This is a genomic window from Klebsiella sp. WP4-W18-ESBL-05, from assembly GCF_014169075.1.
GTDB classification, from domain to species: Bacteria; Pseudomonadota; Gammaproteobacteria; order Enterobacterales; family Enterobacteriaceae; genus Kluyvera; species Kluyvera ascorbata_B.
This window is the reverse complement of the sequence record NZ_AP022057.1, coordinates 2,044,667-2,062,898: the sequence shown is the minus strand read 5'-3', so window position 1 is coordinate 2,062,898 and position 18,232 is coordinate 2,044,667. Positions and strand designations below refer to the sequence as shown.

At 56.2% G+C, this 18,232-nt stretch carries 18 protein-coding genes, 2 pseudogenes and 1 other annotated feature; of the genes and pseudogenes, 12 read left to right on the top strand and 8 right to left on the bottom strand.

The annotated features are described in order from the left end of the window. Nucleotides 1-14 precede the first annotated feature (14 nt). The 3 genes from H7R58_RS09885 to H7R58_RS09875 all read right to left on the bottom strand — a co-directional run bounded on the left by H7R58_RS09885 (nucleotide 15) and on the right by H7R58_RS09875 (nucleotide 3,193). Nucleotides 15-1,376 carry an MFS transporter gene (locus tag H7R58_RS09885; RefSeq protein ID WP_182929040.1) on the bottom strand — a complete coding sequence of 454 codons (1,362 nt, stop codon included), beginning with the start codon at nucleotides 1,374-1,376 and terminating at the stop codon, nucleotides 15-17. A 181-nt stretch (nucleotides 1,377-1,557) separates the two neighbouring features. Beyond that, the gene (gene rluB / locus H7R58_RS09880; protein ID WP_182929041.1) at nucleotides 1,558-2,460 is read right to left on the bottom strand and encodes a 23S rRNA pseudouridine(2605) synthase RluB; all 903 of its coding nucleotides are present in this window, start codon (nucleotides 2,458-2,460) and stop codon (nucleotides 1,558-1,560) included. Between the two features lie 241 nt (nucleotides 2,461-2,701). Then, the gene (locus H7R58_RS09875; RefSeq protein ID WP_182929042.1) at nucleotides 2,702-3,193 is read right to left on the bottom strand and encodes a GNAT family N-acetyltransferase; all 492 of its coding nucleotides are present in this window, start codon (nucleotides 3,191-3,193) and stop codon (nucleotides 2,702-2,704) included. Nucleotides 3,194-3,290: 97 nt separating this feature from the next. On the opposite strand from H7R58_RS09875, the gene H7R58_RS09870 reads away from it, so the two are divergent. Further along, nucleotides 3,291-4,202, top strand: a complete 912-nt coding sequence (locus H7R58_RS09870) for a LysR family transcriptional regulator (RefSeq protein ID WP_197974839.1) — start codon at nucleotides 3,291-3,293, stop codon at nucleotides 4,200-4,202. Nucleotides 4,203-4,236: 34 nt separating this feature from the next. Here H7R58_RS09870 and H7R58_RS09865 read toward each other — a convergent pair whose 3' ends face one another. After that, nucleotides 4,237-4,857 (bottom strand): L-threonylcarbamoyladenylate synthase, encoded by a 621-nt coding sequence (locus tag H7R58_RS09865; RefSeq protein WP_106926591.1) that lies wholly within the window; start codon nucleotides 4,855-4,857, stop codon nucleotides 4,237-4,239. Next, entirely contained in the window at nucleotides 4,854-5,735 is an 882-nt protein-coding gene (gene rnm, locus H7R58_RS09860; RefSeq protein WP_106926589.1) for an RNase RNM, read from the bottom strand. Before rnm ends, H7R58_RS09865 begins: the two co-directional genes overlap by 4 nt. 166 nt (nucleotides 5,736-5,901) lie before the next feature. Further along, nucleotides 5,902-5,993: a sequence feature (Trp leader region), on the top strand. A 34-nt stretch (nucleotides 5,994-6,027) separates the two neighbouring features. On the opposite strand from rnm, the gene H7R58_RS09855 reads away from it, so the two are divergent. The 5 genes from H7R58_RS09855 to trpA are packed head-to-tail and all read left to right on the top strand — an operon-like array spanning nucleotide 6,028 to nucleotide 12,559. Next, on the top strand, nucleotides 6,028-7,590 hold the full coding sequence (locus tag H7R58_RS09855) for an anthranilate synthase component 1 (protein ID WP_106926587.1): 1,563 nt from the start codon (nucleotides 6,028-6,030) through the stop codon (nucleotides 7,588-7,590). Continuing rightward, nucleotides 7,590-9,185 (top strand): bifunctional anthranilate synthase glutamate amidotransferase component TrpG/anthranilate phosphoribosyltransferase TrpD, encoded by a 1,596-nt coding sequence (gene trpD / locus H7R58_RS09850; protein WP_182929043.1) that lies wholly within the window; start codon nucleotides 7,590-7,592, stop codon nucleotides 9,183-9,185. Before H7R58_RS09855 ends, trpD begins: the two co-directional genes overlap by 1 nt. 3 nt (nucleotides 9,186-9,188) lie before the next feature. Further along, nucleotides 9,189-10,547: a bifunctional indole-3-glycerol-phosphate synthase TrpC/phosphoribosylanthranilate isomerase TrpF gene (trpCF, locus tag H7R58_RS09845; protein WP_106926583.1), complete on the top strand. Its 1,359-nt coding sequence runs from the start codon at nucleotides 9,189-9,191 to the stop codon at nucleotides 10,545-10,547. A gap of 9 nt (nucleotides 10,548-10,556) precedes the next feature. Next, nucleotides 10,557-11,750 (top strand): tryptophan synthase subunit beta, encoded by a 1,194-nt coding sequence (gene trpB / locus H7R58_RS09840; RefSeq protein ID WP_106926581.1) that lies wholly within the window; start codon nucleotides 10,557-10,559, stop codon nucleotides 11,748-11,750. Beyond that, nucleotides 11,750-12,559, top strand: coding sequence for a tryptophan synthase subunit alpha (trpA, locus tag H7R58_RS09835; RefSeq protein WP_182929044.1), 810 nt, complete (start codon nucleotides 11,750-11,752; stop codon nucleotides 12,557-12,559). Before trpB ends, trpA begins: the two co-directional genes overlap by 1 nt. 32 nt (nucleotides 12,560-12,591) lie before the next feature. Here trpA and H7R58_RS09830 read toward each other — a convergent pair whose 3' ends face one another. Continuing rightward, on the bottom strand, nucleotides 12,592-13,047 hold the full coding sequence (locus tag H7R58_RS09830) for a MarR family winged helix-turn-helix transcriptional regulator (protein ID WP_182929045.1): 456 nt from the start codon (nucleotides 13,045-13,047) through the stop codon (nucleotides 12,592-12,594). 75 nt (nucleotides 13,048-13,122) lie between these two features. Between H7R58_RS09830 and H7R58_RS09825 the strand changes: the two genes are divergently transcribed. Then, nucleotides 13,123-14,070 carry a quinone oxidoreductase family protein gene (locus H7R58_RS09825; protein ID WP_182929046.1) on the top strand — a complete coding sequence of 316 codons (948 nt, stop codon included), beginning with the start codon at nucleotides 13,123-13,125 and terminating at the stop codon, nucleotides 14,068-14,070. 261 nt (nucleotides 14,071-14,331) lie between these two features. Next, a pseudogene (locus H7R58_RS09820) lies at nucleotides 14,332-14,406 on the top strand (LysE family translocator); the annotation flags it as partial. Between the two features lie 72 nt (nucleotides 14,407-14,478). Here H7R58_RS09820 and ompW read toward each other — a convergent pair. Beyond that, nucleotides 14,479-15,114, bottom strand: a complete 636-nt coding sequence (gene ompW, locus H7R58_RS09815) for an outer membrane protein OmpW (protein ID WP_106926573.1) — start codon at nucleotides 15,112-15,114, stop codon at nucleotides 14,479-14,481. Between the two features lie 268 nt (nucleotides 15,115-15,382). Between ompW and H7R58_RS09810 the strand changes: the two genes are divergently transcribed. The 4 genes and pseudogenes from H7R58_RS09810 to yciA all read left to right on the top strand — a co-directional run bounded on the left by H7R58_RS09810 (nucleotide 15,383) and on the right by yciA (nucleotide 17,565). After that, on the top strand, nucleotides 15,383-15,796 hold the full coding sequence (locus tag H7R58_RS09810) for a YkgJ family cysteine cluster protein (protein WP_106926571.1): 414 nt from the start codon (nucleotides 15,383-15,385) through the stop codon (nucleotides 15,794-15,796). A 25-nt stretch (nucleotides 15,797-15,821) separates the two neighbouring features. Then, nucleotides 15,822-16,564: pseudogene (locus H7R58_RS09805) on the top strand (YciC family protein). Between the two features lie 47 nt (nucleotides 16,565-16,611). Next, entirely contained in the window at nucleotides 16,612-17,151 is a 540-nt protein-coding gene (locus tag H7R58_RS09800; protein ID WP_106926569.1) for a septation protein A, read from the top strand. A gap of 15 nt (nucleotides 17,152-17,166) precedes the next feature. Beyond that, nucleotides 17,167-17,565 (top strand): acyl-CoA thioester hydrolase YciA, encoded by a 399-nt coding sequence (gene yciA / locus H7R58_RS09795; RefSeq protein ID WP_106926567.1) that lies wholly within the window; start codon nucleotides 17,167-17,169, stop codon nucleotides 17,563-17,565. A 97-nt stretch (nucleotides 17,566-17,662) separates the two neighbouring features. On the opposite strand, the gene H7R58_RS09790 is transcribed toward yciA, so the two are convergent. Further along, nucleotides 17,663-18,199 (bottom strand): YniB family protein, encoded by a 537-nt coding sequence (locus H7R58_RS09790; protein WP_182929048.1) that lies wholly within the window; start codon nucleotides 18,197-18,199, stop codon nucleotides 17,663-17,665. Nucleotides 18,200-18,232: the final 33 nt, after the last annotated feature.

The window sequence follows — 18,232 nt, the reverse complement described above, 5'->3', positions numbered from 1 at the left end:
CTGACTCCCTGAGGTTAAAGCGCATTCTGCTTACGCAGGCTGATTTTTTGTACGATGTCGCGATAGGTTTTCTCATCCAGCGCGTAACTGGCCACAAAGATGGCACCGATCGCAAACATCGCGCCGGGGAACAGCGTCATCAGAATATTGATTCCCGCCAGCGCGCTGGCGCTCACGTTAGCCGCATCGTAGTGGTAGTAATCGAGCATCCATCCGGCACAGCCGCCGCCGATAGCCATGGCAATTTTGGTGATGAAATTGAAGAAACCGTATATGGCGCCTTCCGTACGCACGCCATGGTGCCATTCAGCATACTCAACGGTATCGGCAATCATTGACCACATGGCGACGAATCCCATGCCTAGCGTAATACTGAATAAACAGACGCCGGTCATAATCAGCCAGATATTATGACCGGCAACAAAATACTGCATGAGCATCCCCAGTACGCCTATCAGCAGCGCCACCAGGGTCATTTTCTTTTTGCCCATGACGGCGATGACTTTCTCAGAAATGACTGTCCCCAAAATATAGGCCGCCGACTGGATCATAAAGAACGAGGAGGTAAAACCTTCATTACCAATAATGTATTTAATAAAGTAGATAGCAATCGCCATCCAGACCGTATAGGCAATATAGAAAAAGACGGTAAACAGAGACAGGTTAATCAACGGCGCATTCCCCATTACCGCACGGAACATTTCACGCAGCGTTGGCGCGGGCGTATCTTCCTCTGCCCCCACGCGCTCTTTGGTCATGCCAAAGCAGGCCAGGAACAAAAACGTCGCCAGCAGCGCAAAACAGGAAACGGCAAAAACGTAGCCCATTTGCTTGTCATCAAACGGAGAAATCAGAATATCTGCAGTCGTTGATACAATCAGATAGCCGACAATCGCCAGCACGAAGCGATATACGGACAGCGATGAACGCGAGGCTTCATGCTGCGTTAAGCGGTTAGTCATGGCCGAATACGGCGTATTGACGGCGGTATACGCCAGGCAATAAAGGGTATACGAGCACAGCGCAAACCAGAATTTCACCTCACCGCCAAACGGCAGGAAGCAGAGTACGGTTAATAACCCAAGGGGGATTGAACCATATAATAACCAGGGGCGAAGCTTGCCGTAACGGCTGCGGGTTTTATCAATCGCAAAGCCAATCAGAATATTGAAAATGGCGTCAACCACCCGCGCAATCACAAATATCAGGCTCGCCTGAACGGCGCTAATGCCGTAGATATTGGTATAGAAAAATAATAAAAAGAGCGAAACAAAACCGAAGGATAAATTAGAGGCAAAATCGCCAAAGCCATAGCCAATTTTTTCTTTTACGCCGATAACCACATAGCTTGCCGAGAGTTTTTGGGTTGTTTCCATTTCGGGCTACCTGTTTAAGTAATCTGTAGCGACAGTATATGGCGGGGGTTATTTTATCACTTTGCGTTCTTTGTCTGGGGAATTCCTGTTTTTTGTCTTTATACAGAAGTGTGAATGCAATCACAGGAGAGAATGAAAACGAGAAGATGGTTCCGGCGGACGCCCGCCGGAACCTACGTCATTACCCTTTCGGGTTGTTACGCGTGCTGGAACGACGGTTGCCGCCGTTACCGCTATTGCCGGTGGTCGCATGGCGCTTCACGGCGCGACGAATCTGGTTGGCCTTCATACGGCGACGGTCTTTTTCCACCGCCACTTTTGAGGACGTTTCTGCCGGCAGTTCAACCAGCTCACGCAGATAGTTGGTCTGCGCCAAATCCAGCTCGGTCCAGCCGCCGCGCGGCAGGCCTTTCGGCAGCGGAATGTCGCCGTAGCGGACGCGAATCAGTCGGCTAACCTGTACGCCAACGGCTTCCCACAGGCGTCGTACTTCACGGTTACGGCCTTCAGTCAGGGTCACGTTGTACCACTGGTTGATACCTTCACCACCGCTGAATTTAATGGTTTTGAACGCCGCCGGGCCATCTTCCAACTGCACGCCGCGGGAAAGCTGACGCACCTTAGTGTCATCGACCTCACCGAACACACGTACCGCGTACTCACGTTCAACTTCACGGCTTGGGTGCATCAGGCGATTAGCCAGCTCACCGTCGGTAGTAAACAGCAGCAGACCACAGGTGTTGACGTCCAGACGCCCCACGGCAATCCAGCGTGCGCCACGCAGTTTAGGCAGGCGATCGAACACGGTCGGACGCCCTTCCGGATCATTACGCGTACACAGTTCACCTTCCGGCTTGTAATAAGCCAGAACGCGACAAATTTGTTCTACGGATTCTTTAACGGAGATCAGATGCCCGTCGATACGAATTTTGAGACCAGGGATGACTTCAACGCGATCGCCCAGCTTGGCGATTTTGCCGTCGACGCTCACGCGGCCCGCTTCAATAATCGTTTCAATTTCACGACGGGAGCCGTGGCCAGCGCGTGCCAGCACTTTTTGCAGTTTTTCGCTTTTATCGCTCATTGAGCTTCCTTCAGGTGTCGCCTTCACAGGCGTCTTAGAGACTTCATTAGCCGCGCGGGAAGTATACACCGGGCCGCATAAACAGGCCGGCAGCGGCGCTTTACAACAGCGCAGGCTACCCGCCCAGAATGGTGACCGCACATACTACACGAATTTTAGAAGAAATGGGCAGCTTGTTCCTGCCCTTTTCTACCGCGCGCGACATGATAGCGTCTGAATGAAGCAAAAGCGCCGCCGCCCGCTACAGGGTTTGCATCATCTCGAACCACTCTTCGCCACCGTGCGTCGAGTCGGAGCGCTTAAGGAATTGATAGCCAAAACGCTTATACATCTCCAGGTACTGGGCCTTACACATCAGATAAATGGCCGTTTTTCCCTGCTGACGCAGGTGGGCGATAAAGGCCTGCATCATTTGCGTCGACAGCCCCTGGCCCTGATAATCCGGATGCAGCACGACGGACATAATGACCGCATTGGGTGCCGCCGGATCGTGGCCGACCAGCTCTTTAAAAGCCTCATCCGACATCACCACCTCCCAGGCGCAGCCGGCATTAATAAAGCCGATCACTTCTCCGTGCAGCTCCATACACAAAAAGCCCTGTGGATAGCGGGCGATACGTATGGCGATTTTTTCCCGGGTTGCCGCCTCGTCGGCCGGATAGGCCGCCGATTCGATTTCATAACAGCGGTCAATATCCGCCGCGGTCGCCTGACGAAAAGTCACGTGTGACACAATGCCTCCTGATTAACGCACTCCGATAAGAAGTCGCTATTTTAGCGCTAACATGATATGAACACGCTGCATTCTTTTCACTACTAAACTGAATATCATGCATCATAATCTTCGCCTGCTCGATCTCAATCTGCTGCTGGTGTTCGACGCGCTTTACCGGCTTGGCAGCGTGACGGAAGCCGCCAGCGAGCTCGCCATCAGCCCATCGGCTTTTAGCCATGCGCTCGCGCGTTTGCGTGTTGCGTTAGAGGATCCGCTCTTCGTCCGCCAGGACAGCCAGATGCAGCCCACGCCAAGAGCCGACGCGCTTTTTCCCGCGATCTCCCGTGCGTTGGAAACGCTCAATGGGGAATTGGGGAAAGTCGACAGCTTCGATCCCGCCACCAGCACTCAGACCTTTACCTTTGCGGCTACCGATTATACCGCCGCCGTTTTCTTTCCCGAACTGATTGCCCGCCTGCAGGCCGCTGCACCGGGAATTCGTGTCCGTATCATCTATTCACGGGAATATGATGCGCTGGAAGACTTACTCGCAGGGCGCGTTAATTTCGCGGTGGGATTTGAAGAGGAAAAAGTTCAACCGCGCCACGGCCTGGCGTCGCTGGCGCTGTTTACCGATGATTATGTTGTTGCGGTGCGTAAAGGGCATCCGCTGGCGGGAGAGACGCTGACCCCAGAAACGTATCTCCAGCTCGGTCACGTGGTCGTTAGCCCATGGAACGAGCACCACCGTCCGATTGACAGCTACCTGCTATCACGCCACGTCAGCCGCAATACGGTGGTAGAGCTGCCAAGCGTTATGTCGGCGCCGTTCATCGTCAGTCGAACCGATCTGGCGATTACCCTACCGCGCCGTGGTGTGCATCAACTGTTTGATACCCGCCAGCTGGCGCTACACGCACCGCCATTCCCTATTCCACCGTATACGCTAAAAGTCTATTACCGCCCATCCAGCGGACAGGCAAAAGCACAGCAGTGGATGCTGGCGCAGATTGCAGCCTTGAAATAGCAATAACCCGGCGGGCGCCGGGTTATAAGAAGCATTACAGGAACGGTTTAACGTCCCCCACGCCTTCACGCACCACCACCGGTGCATCTTCGGTAAGGTCGATAACCGTAGTCGGCTGCTGTCCGAGATAGCCACCGTGAATGATCAGATCGACCACTTTCTCGAGGCGATCTTTAATCTCTTCCGGATCAGACTCGGTAAACTCACTGCCTGGCAGCATCAGCGAGGTAGAGAGCATCGGCTCGCCTAAGGTTTCGAGCAGCGCCTGCGCGATCGGGTTGGACGGCACGCGCATCCCGATGGTTTTACGCTTCTCCTGCAACAGCCGACGCGGTACCTCTTTCGTCCCTTTCAGGATAAACGTGTAGTTACCCGGCGTGTTGTTTTTCATCAGGCGAAACGCCACGTTGTCGACGTAGGAATAGGTCGACAGCTCGGACAGATCGCGACACATCAGCGTAAAGTTGTGGCCGTCCGGCAGTTGACGAATGCGGCAGATACGCTCCATCGCGCCTTTATCTTCAATTTTGCAGCCCAGCGCGTAGCCGGAGTCGGTTGGGTAGACGATAACGCCGCCCTTACGCACAATTTCGACCGCCTGGTTAATCAGACGCGCCTGCGGGTTATCCGGATGGATATAAAAAAACTGACTCATGCTTCCCTCTCAGTTGTATTCTGCGGCTGTTCCCAGCGCTGCCAGACGCCCTCGACGCCCGCCGGGAGCCACAGTTTGCGGCCCAGCTCAATCCACGGGCAGGGTTGATGGAAATCCGACCCCTGTGACGCCAGTAATCCGTATTCACGGGCATAGGTGGCAAGCTGAGCGCGCTCGTGAGGCGCCTGCTGGCACTGGGCCACTTCCATCGCGTCACCGCCGTGTTCACTGAAGTGTGCCAGCAGTCTTTTCAGCCACTTGGCGGACAAATTGTACCGCCCCGGATGGGCCAGTACGGCGACCCCACCCGAATGATGAATGACATCAATAGCTTCCCTTATTGTACACCACTGTGGCGGAACGTAACCGGTTTTCCCTCGCGCGAGATATTTTTTGAAGACATCGCCGATATTGCTGGCCTTGCCCTGCTCGACCAGAAAACGGGCAAAGTGGCCGCGGGTAACCGCTCCGCCGTCGGCCAGCGCCAGCGCCGCTTCCCACGCGCCGGGGATATGCGCCTTTTCCAGGCGCTCGGCAATCATCATGCCACGCTGCTGGCGGCGTTCGATCTGGGCGCGTAAAAACGCCGTCAACGCCGGGTCAGCAATATCAATATTCAGCCCGACGATATGAATTTCGTGATTTTCCCACAGCGTCGAAATTTCAACGCCGGTAATTAACGTTAACGGCAGCCCGGCGCGGGCAATTTCTGCCCGCGCGCGCGGAATGGCGTCAACGGTATCATGATCGGTGATGGCGAGCGTCCCCACGCGCATCTCCCCGGCGCGGTGCACCAGTTCTTCCGGCGTCAGGCGGCCATCCGAGGCGAGAGTATGGCTGTGCAGATCGTAAATCACTGCGTAATTGGTGTCGCTCAAAACGGCTTCCTTTGTGCTACTCAGAGTTATTCGCGACCTATCATAGCGGGAATACGGGAAATTCTAAAATCAGGGGTTGACTTTGCCTTCATGAACCAGTTAACTAGTACGCAAGTTCACTTAGTAAAGGTATCTGCAAATGGCTCGCAAAATGATTGCTCTGCACGGCGGTTGGTGGCGTACTTCCCTATAGGGCGAAGTCATCACGTCTGCGTTACGCATACAGATACCAGCCCGCCAATGAGCGGGCTTTTTATTAAGCAAAGATTATACAGAACAGGCGAGAACAACGATGCAAACACCAAAACCCATGCTCGAGCTTCTGACCAGTGACGCGATTTACCGTGAAAACCCAACCGCACTGTTTCACCAACTCTGCGCGAAGCGCCCGGCCACGCTGCTGCTTGAATCAGCCGACATTGACAGTAAAAACGATTTAAAAAGCCTGCTGCTGGTGGATAGCGCACTGCGCATCACCGCGCTGGGCGATACCGTCACCCTTCAGGCGCTCTCCGCCAACGGCGCGTCTCTGCTGCCATTGCTGGACGCGGTACTGCCCGCGGGCGTTGAGAATACGCATCAGCCTGACGGCCGCGTCCTGCGCTTCCCGGCGGTCAGTGCGCTGCTGGATGAAGATGCCCGCCTGTGCTCGCTGTCGGTCTTCGACGCCTTCCGTCTGTTACAAACGCTGGTCAACGTGCCGCAGAACGAACGCGAAGCCATGTTCTTTGGCGGCCTGTTCGCCTACGACCTGGTTGCCGGGTTTGAAGATTTACCGCATCTTGACAGCGACACCGCCTGCCCGGACTACTGCTTCTACCTGGCAGAAACGCTGCTGGTGATCGACCATCAGACCAAAAGCACCCGCATTCAGGCCAGCCTGTTTACGCCATCAGCAGCGGAAAAAGATCGCCTGCTTGAGCGTATTGCCCAGGTTCGCCAGCAGCTCAATGAGCCGCCGTCGGCGCTACCGGTAGAAGAAATCAGCACCATGCGCTGTGAAACTAACCAAAGCGATGAAGAGTACGGCGACGTCGTGCGCAAGATGCAAAAAGCGATTCGCGCCGGGGAAATTTTCCAGGTGGTGCCGTCTCGCCGCTTCTCACTGCCCTGCCCGTCACCGCTGGCGGCCTACGACGTGCTGAAGAAGAGCAACCCGAGCCCGTACATGTTCTTTATGCAGGACAACGACTTCACCCTGTTCGGCGCATCGCCGGAAAGTTCGCTGAAGTACGATGCTACCAGCCGCCAGATTGAAATTTATCCGATTGCCGGTACCCGTCCGCGCGGCCGTCGCGCCGACGGTTCGCTGGATCGCGACCTCGACAGCCGTATTGAGCTGGAGATGCGCACCGACCACAAAGAGCTGTCGGAGCACTTAATGCTGGTTGACCTCGCGCGTAACGATCTGGCGCGCATCTGCACCCCGGGCAGCCGCTACGTCGCGGACCTGACCAAAGTTGATCGCTACTCGTTCGTCATGCATCTCGTCTCCCGCGTGGTCGGCGAGCTGCGTAAAGATCTCGACGTGCTGCACGCGTATCGCGCCTGCATGAACATGGGCACCCTTAGCGGGGCACCGAAAGTGCGCGCGATGCAGCTGATTGCCGCCGCCGAAGGCAAGCGCCGCGGCAGCTACGGCGGTGCGGTGGGCTACTTCACCGCACACGGCGACCTGGACACTTGTATTGTTATTCGCTCTGCGTTTGTTGAAAACGGTATCGCCACCGTTCAGGCTGGCGCAGGCGTGGTTCTGGATTCCATCCCGCAGTCTGAAGCCGATGAAACCCGTAATAAAGCGCGCGCGGTGCTGCGTGCCATTGCCACCGCGCATCATGCACAGGAGATTTTCTGATGGCTGACATTCTGCTGCTCGATAACATCGACTCATTTACCTATAACCTGGCAGATCAGCTGCGCGCGAACGGGCATAACGTGGTCATTTACCGTAATCACGTTCCAGCTCAGACCTTAATCGACCGTCTCGGCACTATGGATAACCCGGTGCTGATGCTCTCCCCGGGGCCGGGGGCGCCGTCCGAAGCCGGCTGCATGCCGGAGCTGCTGACCCGTATGCGCGGCAAGCTGCCGATTATCGGCATCTGCCTCGGCCATCAGGCCATCGTGGAAGCCTACGGCGGCTACGTCGGCCAGGCCGGCGAAATTCTGCATGGCAAAGCGTCCAGCATTGAGCACGACGGCCAGGCCATGTTTGAAGGCTTAAGCAATCCGCTACCGGTAGCGCGCTACCACTCGCTGGTCGGCAGCAACATTCCGGCCGGCTTGACCATCAACGCCCACTTTAATGGCATGGTGATGGCGGTTCGTCACGATGCCGATCGCGTCTGCGGCTTTCAGTTCCATCCGGAGTCCATCCTGACTACCCAGGGTGCGCGTCTGCTGGAACAAACGCTGGCATGGGCGTTGCAGAAGCTGGAGCAGAGCAACACCATCCAGCCGATTCTGGAAAAACTGTATCAGGCACAAACGCTGAGCCAGCAGGAAAGCCACGTACTGTTTTCCGCCGTGGTGCGCGGCGAAGTGAAACCGGAGCAACTGGCCGCCGCGCTGGTCAGTATGAAAATTCGCGGCGAGAGCCCGAACGAAATCGCCGGCGCCGCCACCGCGCTGCTGGAGAACGCCGCACCGTTCCCACGCCCGGACTATCCGTTTGCCGATATTGTCGGCACCGGCGGTGATGGCAGCAACAGCATTAACATCTCTACCGCCAGCGCTTTTGTGGCCGCGGCCTGTGGTCTGAAGGTCGCCAAGCACGGTAACCGCAGCGTCTCCAGTAAATCAGGCTCGTCAGACCTGCTGGCGGCATTTGGTATCAATCTCGACATGAACGCCGACAAGTCTCGCGCGGCGTTGGACGAACTGGGCGTCTGTTTCCTGTTCGCACCGAAGTATCACACCGGTTTCCGCTACGCCATGCCGGTTCGCCAGCAGTTGAAAACCCGCACCTTGTTTAACGTGCTGGGGCCACTGATTAACCCGGCGCACCCGCCGATGGCGCTGATCGGCGTTTACAGCCCGGAGCTGGTGCTGCCGATTGCCGAGACTCTGCGTGTGCTGGGTTATGAGCGTGCGGCGGTGGTACACAGCGGCGGCATGGATGAAGTGTCGCTGCATGCACCGACCGTGGTTGCCGAGCTGAACCATGGCGAAATCAAAAGCTATCAGCTGACTGCCGACGACTTCGGCCTCAAGCCCTACCACCAGGCCGAGCTGGCGGGCGGTACGCCGGAAGAAAACCGTGACATTCTGACGCGCTTGCTACAAGGTAAAGGCGAGACCGCGCATGAGTCCGCCGTCGCGGTAAACGTCGCCATGTTGATGCGCCTGTACGGTCATGAAGACCTGAAGGCGAACGTCAAGAAAGTGCTGGACGTGCTACACAGCGGTGCAGCCTACGACCGCGTAACCGCATTAGCGGCAAGAGGATAATAAATGCAGACCGTATTAGCAAAAATCGTTGCCGATAAAGCGATTTGGGTAGAAGCCCGCAAACAACAACAACCGTTAGCCTCGTTCCAGAACGACGTGCAACCAAGCCAGCGTCATTTTTATGATGCGCTCAGCGGCACCCGCACCGCGTTTATTCTGGAGTGCAAAAAAGCCTCTCCGTCAAAAGGGGTCATTCGCGATGATTTCGATCCGGCACGTATTGCCAACGTTTACAAGCATTACGCCTCCGCCATTTCGGTACTGACCGATGAAAAGTACTTCCAGGGCAGCTTTGATTTTCTGCCGATCGTCAGCGGTATCGCACCGCAACCGATTCTGTGCAAAGACTTTATTATCGACGCCTATCAGATTTATCTGGCGCGTTTCTACCAGGCGGACGCCTGTCTGCTGATGCTCTCCGTGCTGGACGATGAACAGTATCGTCAGCTGTCCGCGGTGGCGCATAGCCTGAACATGGGCGTGCTGACCGAGGTGAGCAATGAAGAAGAGCTTGAGCGCGCCATTGCGCTGAAGGCAAAAGTCGTCGGCATCAACAACCGCGACCTGCGCGATCTCTCCATCGACCTCAACCGTACCCGCCAGTTGGCACCGCGTTTGGGTCACGAGGTCACCGTCATCAGCGAATCCGGTATCAACACGAATGCCCAGGTTCGTGAGCTGGCCCATTACGCCAACGGTTTCCTGATCGGTTCAGCGATGATGGCGCACGATGACCTCAACGCGGCGGTCCGCCGCGTACTGCTGGGGGAGAATAAAGTCTGCGGGCTGACCCGCGCGCAGGATGCCCAGGCGGCCTATGAAGCGGGCGCTATTTATGGCGGACTGATTTTTGTCCCCACTTCACCGCGCGCGGTAAGCGTTGAGCAGGCTCGCGAGGTTATCGCCGCCGCGCCGCTGAGCTACGTCGGCGTATTCCGCAATGCCCCGGTTGCGGAGGTTGTTGGTCGCGCGACTGCGCTTTCCCTGCGTGCGGTACAGCTGCACGGTGATGAAGAACAGGCCTACATCGATGACCTGCGCGCCGCGCTACCGGCCGATGTACAAATCTGGAAAGCGCTGAGCGTCACCAATGCACTGCCGCCGCGCAGCCTGAAGCACGTCGACAGATATCTGTTCGACAACGGCCAGGGCGGCACCGGCCAGCGGTTTGATTGGTCACTGTTACAAGGTCAGGATCTGAGCAATGTGATGCTGGCCGGTGGGTTAAGCGCAGACAACTGCGTAGATGCAGCCAAAAGCGGCTGCGTCGGGCTGGATTTCAATTCAGGTGTCGAGTCAAAACCGGGTATTAAAGATGCCAGCAAACTGGCCTCGGTGTTTCAGACGCTGCGCGCATATTAAGGAGCAAGAATGAGTACTTTACTGAACCCCTACTTCGGCGAATTTGGCGGCATGTACGTTCCGCAGATTCTGATGCCCGCCCTGCGCCAGCTGGAAGAAGCGTTTGTCAGCGCGCAGAAGGATCCCGAATTTCAGGCCGAATTTACCGACCTGCTGAAAAACTACGCCGGTCGTCCGACTGCGCTGACCAAGTGCCGCAACCTGACGGCAGGCACCAAAACCACGCTGTACCTCAAGCGTGAAGATCTGCTGCACGGCGGCGCGCACAAAACCAACCAGGTTCTGGGTCAGGCGCTGCTGGCAAAACGCATGGGTAAAACCGAAATTATCGCCGAAACCGGTGCTGGTCAGCACGGCGTAGCCTCCGCGCTCGCCTGTGCCCTGCTCGGTCTGAAGTGCCGCATCTATATGGGCGCGAAAGATATCGAACGTCAGTCGCCGAACGTTTTCCGTATGCGCCTGATGGGGGCAGAGGTTATTGCGGTACACAGCGGCTCCGCGACGCTGAAAGATGCCTGTAACGAAGCGCTGCGCGACTGGTCTGGCAGCTATGAAACCGCGCACTATATGCTCGGCACCGCAGCAGGCCCGCACCCGTTCCCAACCATCGTGCGTGAATTCCAGCGCATGATTGGTGAAGAGACCAAAGTGCAAATCCGTGAAAAAGAAGGTCGTCTGCCGGATGCGGTTATTGCCTGCGTCGGCGGCGGTTCTAACGCCATCGGTATGTTCGCCGACTTCATCGATGAAACCAGCGTTGGTCTGATTGGCGTTGAGCCAGCCGGTCACGGTATTGAAACCGGCGAACACGGCGCGCCGCTGAAACACGGCCGTGTCGGCATCTACTTTGGTATGAAATCGCCGATGATGCAGACTGATGAAGGCCAGATTGAAGAGTCTTACTCAATCTCTGCGGGTCTGGACTTCCCGTCCGTTGGGCCGCAGCACGCCTTCCTGAACAGCATTGGCCGTGCTGAATACGTCTCGATTACCGATAACGAAGCGCTGGATGCGTTCAAGGAACTCAGCCGCCATGAAGGGATTATCCCGGCGCTGGAGTCCTCCCACGCCCTGGCCCACGCGCTGAAAATGATGCGTGAAAACCCAGAAAAAGAGCAGCTGCTGGTCGTAAACCTGTCCGGGCGCGGCGACAAAGACATCTTTACCGTACACGATATTCTGAAAGCGCGAGGGGAAATCTGATGGAACGCTATGACAACCTGTTTGCTCAACTGAAGGCCCGCAAGGAAGGCGCGTTTGTTCCCTTCGTCACCTTAGGCGATCCGAATCCGGAACAATCACTGAAAATCATTGATGCGCTGATTGAAGGCGGCGCCGATGCGCTTGAGCTGGGTATTCCGTTCTCCGATCCGCTGGCCGATGGCCCAACCATCCAGAACGCGACCCTGCGTGCGTTTGCTTCTGGCGTCACGCCGACTCAGTGCTTTGAGATGCTGGCGGCTATTCGCCAGAAGCACCCGACGATTCCGATTGGCCTGCTGATGTACGCCAACCTGGTGTTCAACCGCGGCATTGACGAGTTCTACGCCGAATGCGCGCGCGTAGGCGTCGACTCCGTACTGGTCGCCGATGTGCCGGTGGAAGAGTCCGCGCCGTTCCGTCAGGCCGCCATGCGTCATAACGTGGCACCGATTTTCATCTGCCCGCCGAACGCCGACGACGAGCTGCTGCGTCAGATCGCCGAACACGGTCGTGGTTACACTTATCTGCTCTCCCGTGCGGGCGTGACGGGTACCGAAACCCGCGCCGCCCTGCCGCTGCACCACCTGGTGGCGAAACTGGCAGAGTACAACGCCGCGCCGCCGCTGCAGGGCTTTGGTATCTCTGCGCCGGATCAGGTATCCGCATCGATTGAAGCCGGTGCCGCCGGGGCTATCTCGGGCTCCGCCATTGTCAAAATCATTGAGCGTAACGTCGACAATCCGCAGGCAATGCTGGATGAGCTTTCACGCTTTGTGGCCCGTATGAAAGCGGCCACCAAATCGGCGTAACGCCTCAAGCCGCCTGACGCTCGTCGGGCGGCTTATTGCTGTTGCAGGCTGTCGGCGTATTTACGCGTCAGCGTAAACAGCGTCTGTACCTCTTCCGGCGACCAGTTCTCCAGTACCCGATTCATCAGCGTCTGCCGCGCGACCGCTATCTGCGCAAAAATCGCCTGCCCCTGCTCGCTCAGCGTCACTTCGCTAATCCGCCTGTCGCGTTCGTTCGGCTGCTTATGTGCCAGCCCCTGAGCTTCAAGTTTCTTCACCTGGCGGCTGACGGTGGTGTAATCCCGCCCGAGGTTATCCGCCAGCTCCACCACGCCTATCGGCCCACAGCGACCAATCGCCACCAGCAGCGGAAACAGCAGCTGTTCAAGCTGAACGCCCGCCGCCTGTAACAGCTGTTCGTCGCGGGCCGGCTGATTCATGACGCCGATAATATCCAGCAGCGCACCGTGGAAGTCCGTGATGTCATAATTATTATGTGCATATTGCATATATTTTCCAACCAAGTATAGTGCCGTTATCTGATATGTGCATTTTACACATAATTATCTTCTGGAGACACCTTTATGCAAGCAGCCGTCGTTTTTGACCTTGACCAGGGCCCGGTATGGTCCGATTTTGATGAACCGCCGGTGGGCGATGAACAGACGCGGATTCGCGTCCGTGCCGCCGCCATCAGCCACGTCGTGAAAAGCCGCGCCTCGGGTAAACATTACAGCTTTGACGGCAGGTTGCCGTTTGTCGTCGGCATCGACGGCACCGGCACGCTCCCTTCCGGTGAACGAGTCTATTTTGCCTTTCCAACCGCGCCGTGGGGCAGCATGGCGCAGTACGCCCCTGTTGACCGTCAGAACTGCTTTGCGTTGCCGGACGACCTGGACGATATCACCGCCGCGGCGATGGCCAATCCAGGCATGTCCGCCTGGGCGGCGCTGGTGAAGCGCGCGAATTTCCGGGCCGGTGAAACCGTACTGGTCAACGGCGCAACCGGCAGCGCCGGACAGCTAGCGGTGCAAATTGCCCGCCATCTCGGGGCCAGCAAAGTGATCGCTACCGGGCGTAACCCCAGCGCATTGGCGGCACTGGACGCTGATATCAGCATCCTGCTCACCGGAGATGACACCGCCCTCAGCGCCGAATTCGCCGTTCAGGCCAACCTGGGGATTGATGTCGTCGTCGATTATCTCTGGGGGCACAGCGCGGAACTGATGCTGCCGGCGCTGGCGAAATACAGCCGCGGCCACACCCCCATTCGTTACGTACAGGTCGGGTCACTCGCGGGAAGCGACATTGCGCTTAACGGCGCGATACTGCGATCCGCCCCGCTGCGGCTAATGGGAAGCGGGATTGGCAGCCTGCCAATGTCGCAGCTGTTGCAGGCGACCGGCGAGATGCTGAATGCGGCGGTTGCGGGCGGATTTACCATCGCCACCACGCCCGTGCCGCTGCAAAACGTTGCCACAGCCTGGTCACTGGACAATAGTCTGAAACGGACGGTCTTCACCCTCGGATAAAAAAATCGCTTTCACACAAAAGATAGGGTTGATATCTTAAATGAGAAATATTATCTTTCTCATTACCGAGTAGTTGAGCAAATCACTCAGGTATTCGGTACGACATTGCTCACATTGCTTCCAGTATTTTTGCCCGCATCCGATGCGGGCTTTTTTTTTCGCCCGAAACGCTACGCCTGGCGTAACTGACCTTCCCACTAACAATGACCTCCGCAGTAAAGCCTGGCATCGTAGGATGAAAAAATCACCGTCTCGCTGGGCATGGCGCTGACGCCGGGTCCGAATATGATCTACCTGATTCCGCGTTCTATCGCCCAAGGGCGCGCGGCCAGGCTGGCGGTGAAAATCACTACCGAGGCCTGCCGCTAGAAAAACATCCCGACCGCATAAATTGCCGCCGGGAACGCCTTAGAAGCGATAACCCGCCGAGAACATAAACACCCACGGATCCAGTCGGGTACTGACGCTCTGGTTCACGCCATTGTGTTTAAACTTCACGTTGGTGTCGATATCCATGTACCAGACGGACATGTTGATCAGCCAGTCGCGGTTGATCAGATAATCCAGCCCCACCTGCCCGGCCGCGCCCCAGGAATCGTCAAGACTGAGATCCGACAGCCCCGCCTCTTTACCGGTTTTATTGAAATCATTATCAAAGAAGGTGGTGTAGTTAATACCCGCGCCAATATAAGGACGGAATTTGCTCTGCGCGTCGCCAAAGTACCACTGCGCCATCAGCGTCGGCGGTAAATGATGGACAGTGGCGATATCGCCGGTAGGGCCCGTGCCAACCTTATGACGGAACGGCGTGGCGGCCAGCAGTTCAATACCAATATTGTCAGTCGCCATATAGGTAAAGGTTAAGCCTAACTGGGTGTTATTACTGACGTTAAAGCTTCCCAGACTGCCGAGGACGCTATCCGATCCTTCCGTAGGACGTACCGTTGCCGAACCCGCACGAATAAAAAACTCGCCGGCTTCATGCGCCCAGGCGCCGCCGGAAACAGTACTTAACGCCAATGCAACCGCTGCTAACTTTTTCATATCCACTTCCTCATTATGGTTTTTCAAGCGCGGCAAATATACCCACAATGAGTTACTTTTGATCCGTCACGGATCACACAAAGTCATTAGATTTAACATTTGTTAATCCAGATCAATTTTGTGGCTTTATGTCACAACCGTTATTAATAGCCATATCAATTTTATTGATTTGTCGGAAAATTTTTTTTGTCTCCTCTTGTCGGCTTCTCAGCGGCTGGATAATTTAGGACACGACAATATTGTTGATGCGTTTTGATCAGGTGTAATCATGAGTGAAATCAACCCGTGCATGACGTGCGGTGCCTGTTGTGCGTATTTTCGAGTCTCTTTTTACTGGGCAGAAGGTGATGATGCAGGTGGCCCCGTCCCCGCGCAGCTTACTGAGCCTGTTACCCCCTTTTTGCGCTGTATGACCGGCACTAACCAGCGTCAGTCGCGCTGCTCGGCCCTTTCGGGCACGATAGGCGATTCCGTCAGTTGTACTATCTATGCTCACCGTCCCTCTCCGTGCCGCGAGTTCGCGATGTCCGGTGAGAACGGCGAACTCAACGAAGCGTGCAATCGCGCCCGCGCGCGATACGGCCTGCCGCCGCTGGAACCTCTTTACAAAGATATACTTAGCGGAGCTGGCGCAGAGGCTGCTACGCAGGCGCGATTTGCGGTACAATTGCCGGCTAATTAACACCTGCAATACTCAAGGAGAGTGCATGTCTATCACGGCGCAGTCTGTATACCGTGACACGGGTAATTTTTTCCGCAATCAGTTCGTCACCATTTTACTGATTGCCTTGCTCTGTTCATTTATCACGGTGGTGCTTGGCCATGCCTTTTCCCCCAGCGATGAACAGCTGGCGACGCTGACAACCGGCGATCATCTCGCCGGCAGTACGGGGCTGTTTGATTTGGTTCAGAACATGACGCCGGAGCAACAGCAGATCCTGCTGCGCTCCTCTGCGGCATCGACCTTTGCCGGGCTGATTGGTAATGCCATCCTTGCGGGCGGTATTCTGCTGATGATTCAGCTCATCTCTGCCGGGCAGCCGGTGAGCGCGCTTCGCGCCATTGGCGCCAGCGCGCCGGTGCTGCCGAAGCTGCTGGTGCTGATTTTTATCAGTACCTTCCTCGTCCAGATGGGCGTCATGCTGATCGTGGTGCCGGGCATTTTGCTGGCTATCGTGCTGGCGTTCGCGCCGGTCATGCTGGTCCAGGACAAGCTGGGTGTCTTTGCCGCCATTCGGCACAGTACCCGACTCGGCTGGGCTAATATGCGCCTGATTGCGCCCGCCGTCGTGGGCTGGATGCTGGCAAAACGCTGCTGCTGCTGTTTGCATCAAGCTTTGCCTTCCTGACGCCGTACCTTGGCGCCGTAGTGGTTAATGCGCTCAGTAACCTGGTTTCCGCCCTGTTGCTGATCTATTTATTCCGCGTGTATATGCTTATTCGTCAATAATCTGATGCCGCCCGCTGGCGGGCGGCGCTGAACTACGGAATCGAAGTATGAAGCAGTTTCTGGATTTCTTACCGCTGGTTGTCTTTTTCGCTTTTTATAAAATTTATGATATCTATGCGGCAACCGGCGCGCTGATTGTCGCCACCGCCGTGGTCCTGATTTACAGCTGGGTGCGCTATCGCAAAGTCGAAAAAATGGCCCTGATCACCTTTATCGTGGTGGCGTTCTTCGGCGGTTTGACCATTTTCTTCCACAACGACGAGTTCATTAAGTGGAAGGTGACGGTGATTTACGCCCTGTTCGCCGGCGCGCTGCTGGTGAGCCAGTGGGTAATGAAAAAGCCGCTGATTCAGCGCATGCTCGGCAAAGAGATTACCCTGCCGGCCGCGGTCTGGTCGAAGCTGAACCTCGCCTGGGCGGTGTTTTTCATCCTCTGCGGGCTGGCAAATATTTATATCGCCTTCTGGTTACCGCAAAACATTTGGGTAAACTTTAAGGTGTTTGGCCTGACGGCGTTGACGCTGGTATTCACCGTACTGAGCGGCGTGTACATCTATCGTCATATGCCACAAGACGACCACAAGTAAGCACAGAGAATAAGAATGACACTACAGAATGACGCTCCGCAGGGAGAGCTGGTATTACGTACGCTAGCCATGCCTGCGGATACCAATGCCAACGGCGATATTTTTGGCGGTTGGCTAATGTCACAAATGGATATTGGCGGCGCCATTATGGCGAAGGAAGTGGCCCACGGCCGCGTGGTGACGGTACGGGTCGACGGCATGACGTTTTTGCGCCCGGTCGCGGTCGGCGACGTAGTGTGCTGCTACGCACGCTGCGTCAAGCGCGGCAATACGTCGGTCACCATCAATATTGAAGTCTGGGTCAAGAAGGTTTCATCAGAACCGATTGGCCAGCGCTATAAAGCCACCGAGGCGCTGTTTATCTACGTTGCGGTCGACCCTCAGGGCAAACCGCGCGCCATTCCCGCTGCATAAAACAATAGGCCCGGCAATGAATCGCCGGGCCTATTGTTTGTCGACCGGATACGGTCAGATGACCGAATAGCGGCGTAAACGCCCTATCCGGCCTGCATTAGAGAAAACCCAGCACCTTCAGAACGAAATAACCGATCGCGATGACGATAATCGGCAAAATATACAGCGGGAAGAACTGCACAAAAATCGTATGGCGAGGTACCTCTACCCGCGCCTCCAGCGCTTCACGGCTCAGCCCTTCCGCCCCTTTCGCTTTCTCCAGGATGAGCTGATCGTTCACCCCTTCGCGCAGAAACTTCGCCTGACGCGCCATCCGCGCCCCGGAATCCTGCAGCGCCAGCGCCACAAAGATCAGCGCAAAGATAATCCAGAACATGATATTCAGCCCGTTTTGAAAGTCCGGCTGCGGCGAGTTGTACCAGAACAGATTCAAAAACGGCGTATTGAAACGCATCATGTCGACCATCACGTGTACGAAATCCATCATGACGGCATCGATCCCCGGCTGCTTTGCACTGTGCTCGTACATGAATTTCAGCACGGAAATCAGCGTAGAGATAAGCGCAGGAATAAATATCACCCACCCGGCGATACGCTTGAGGATGGCAATGCGTCCAGCTTGTTGATACGTCATGAGTTCCCCTTGTTAAGACGCCTGAATCTCGGG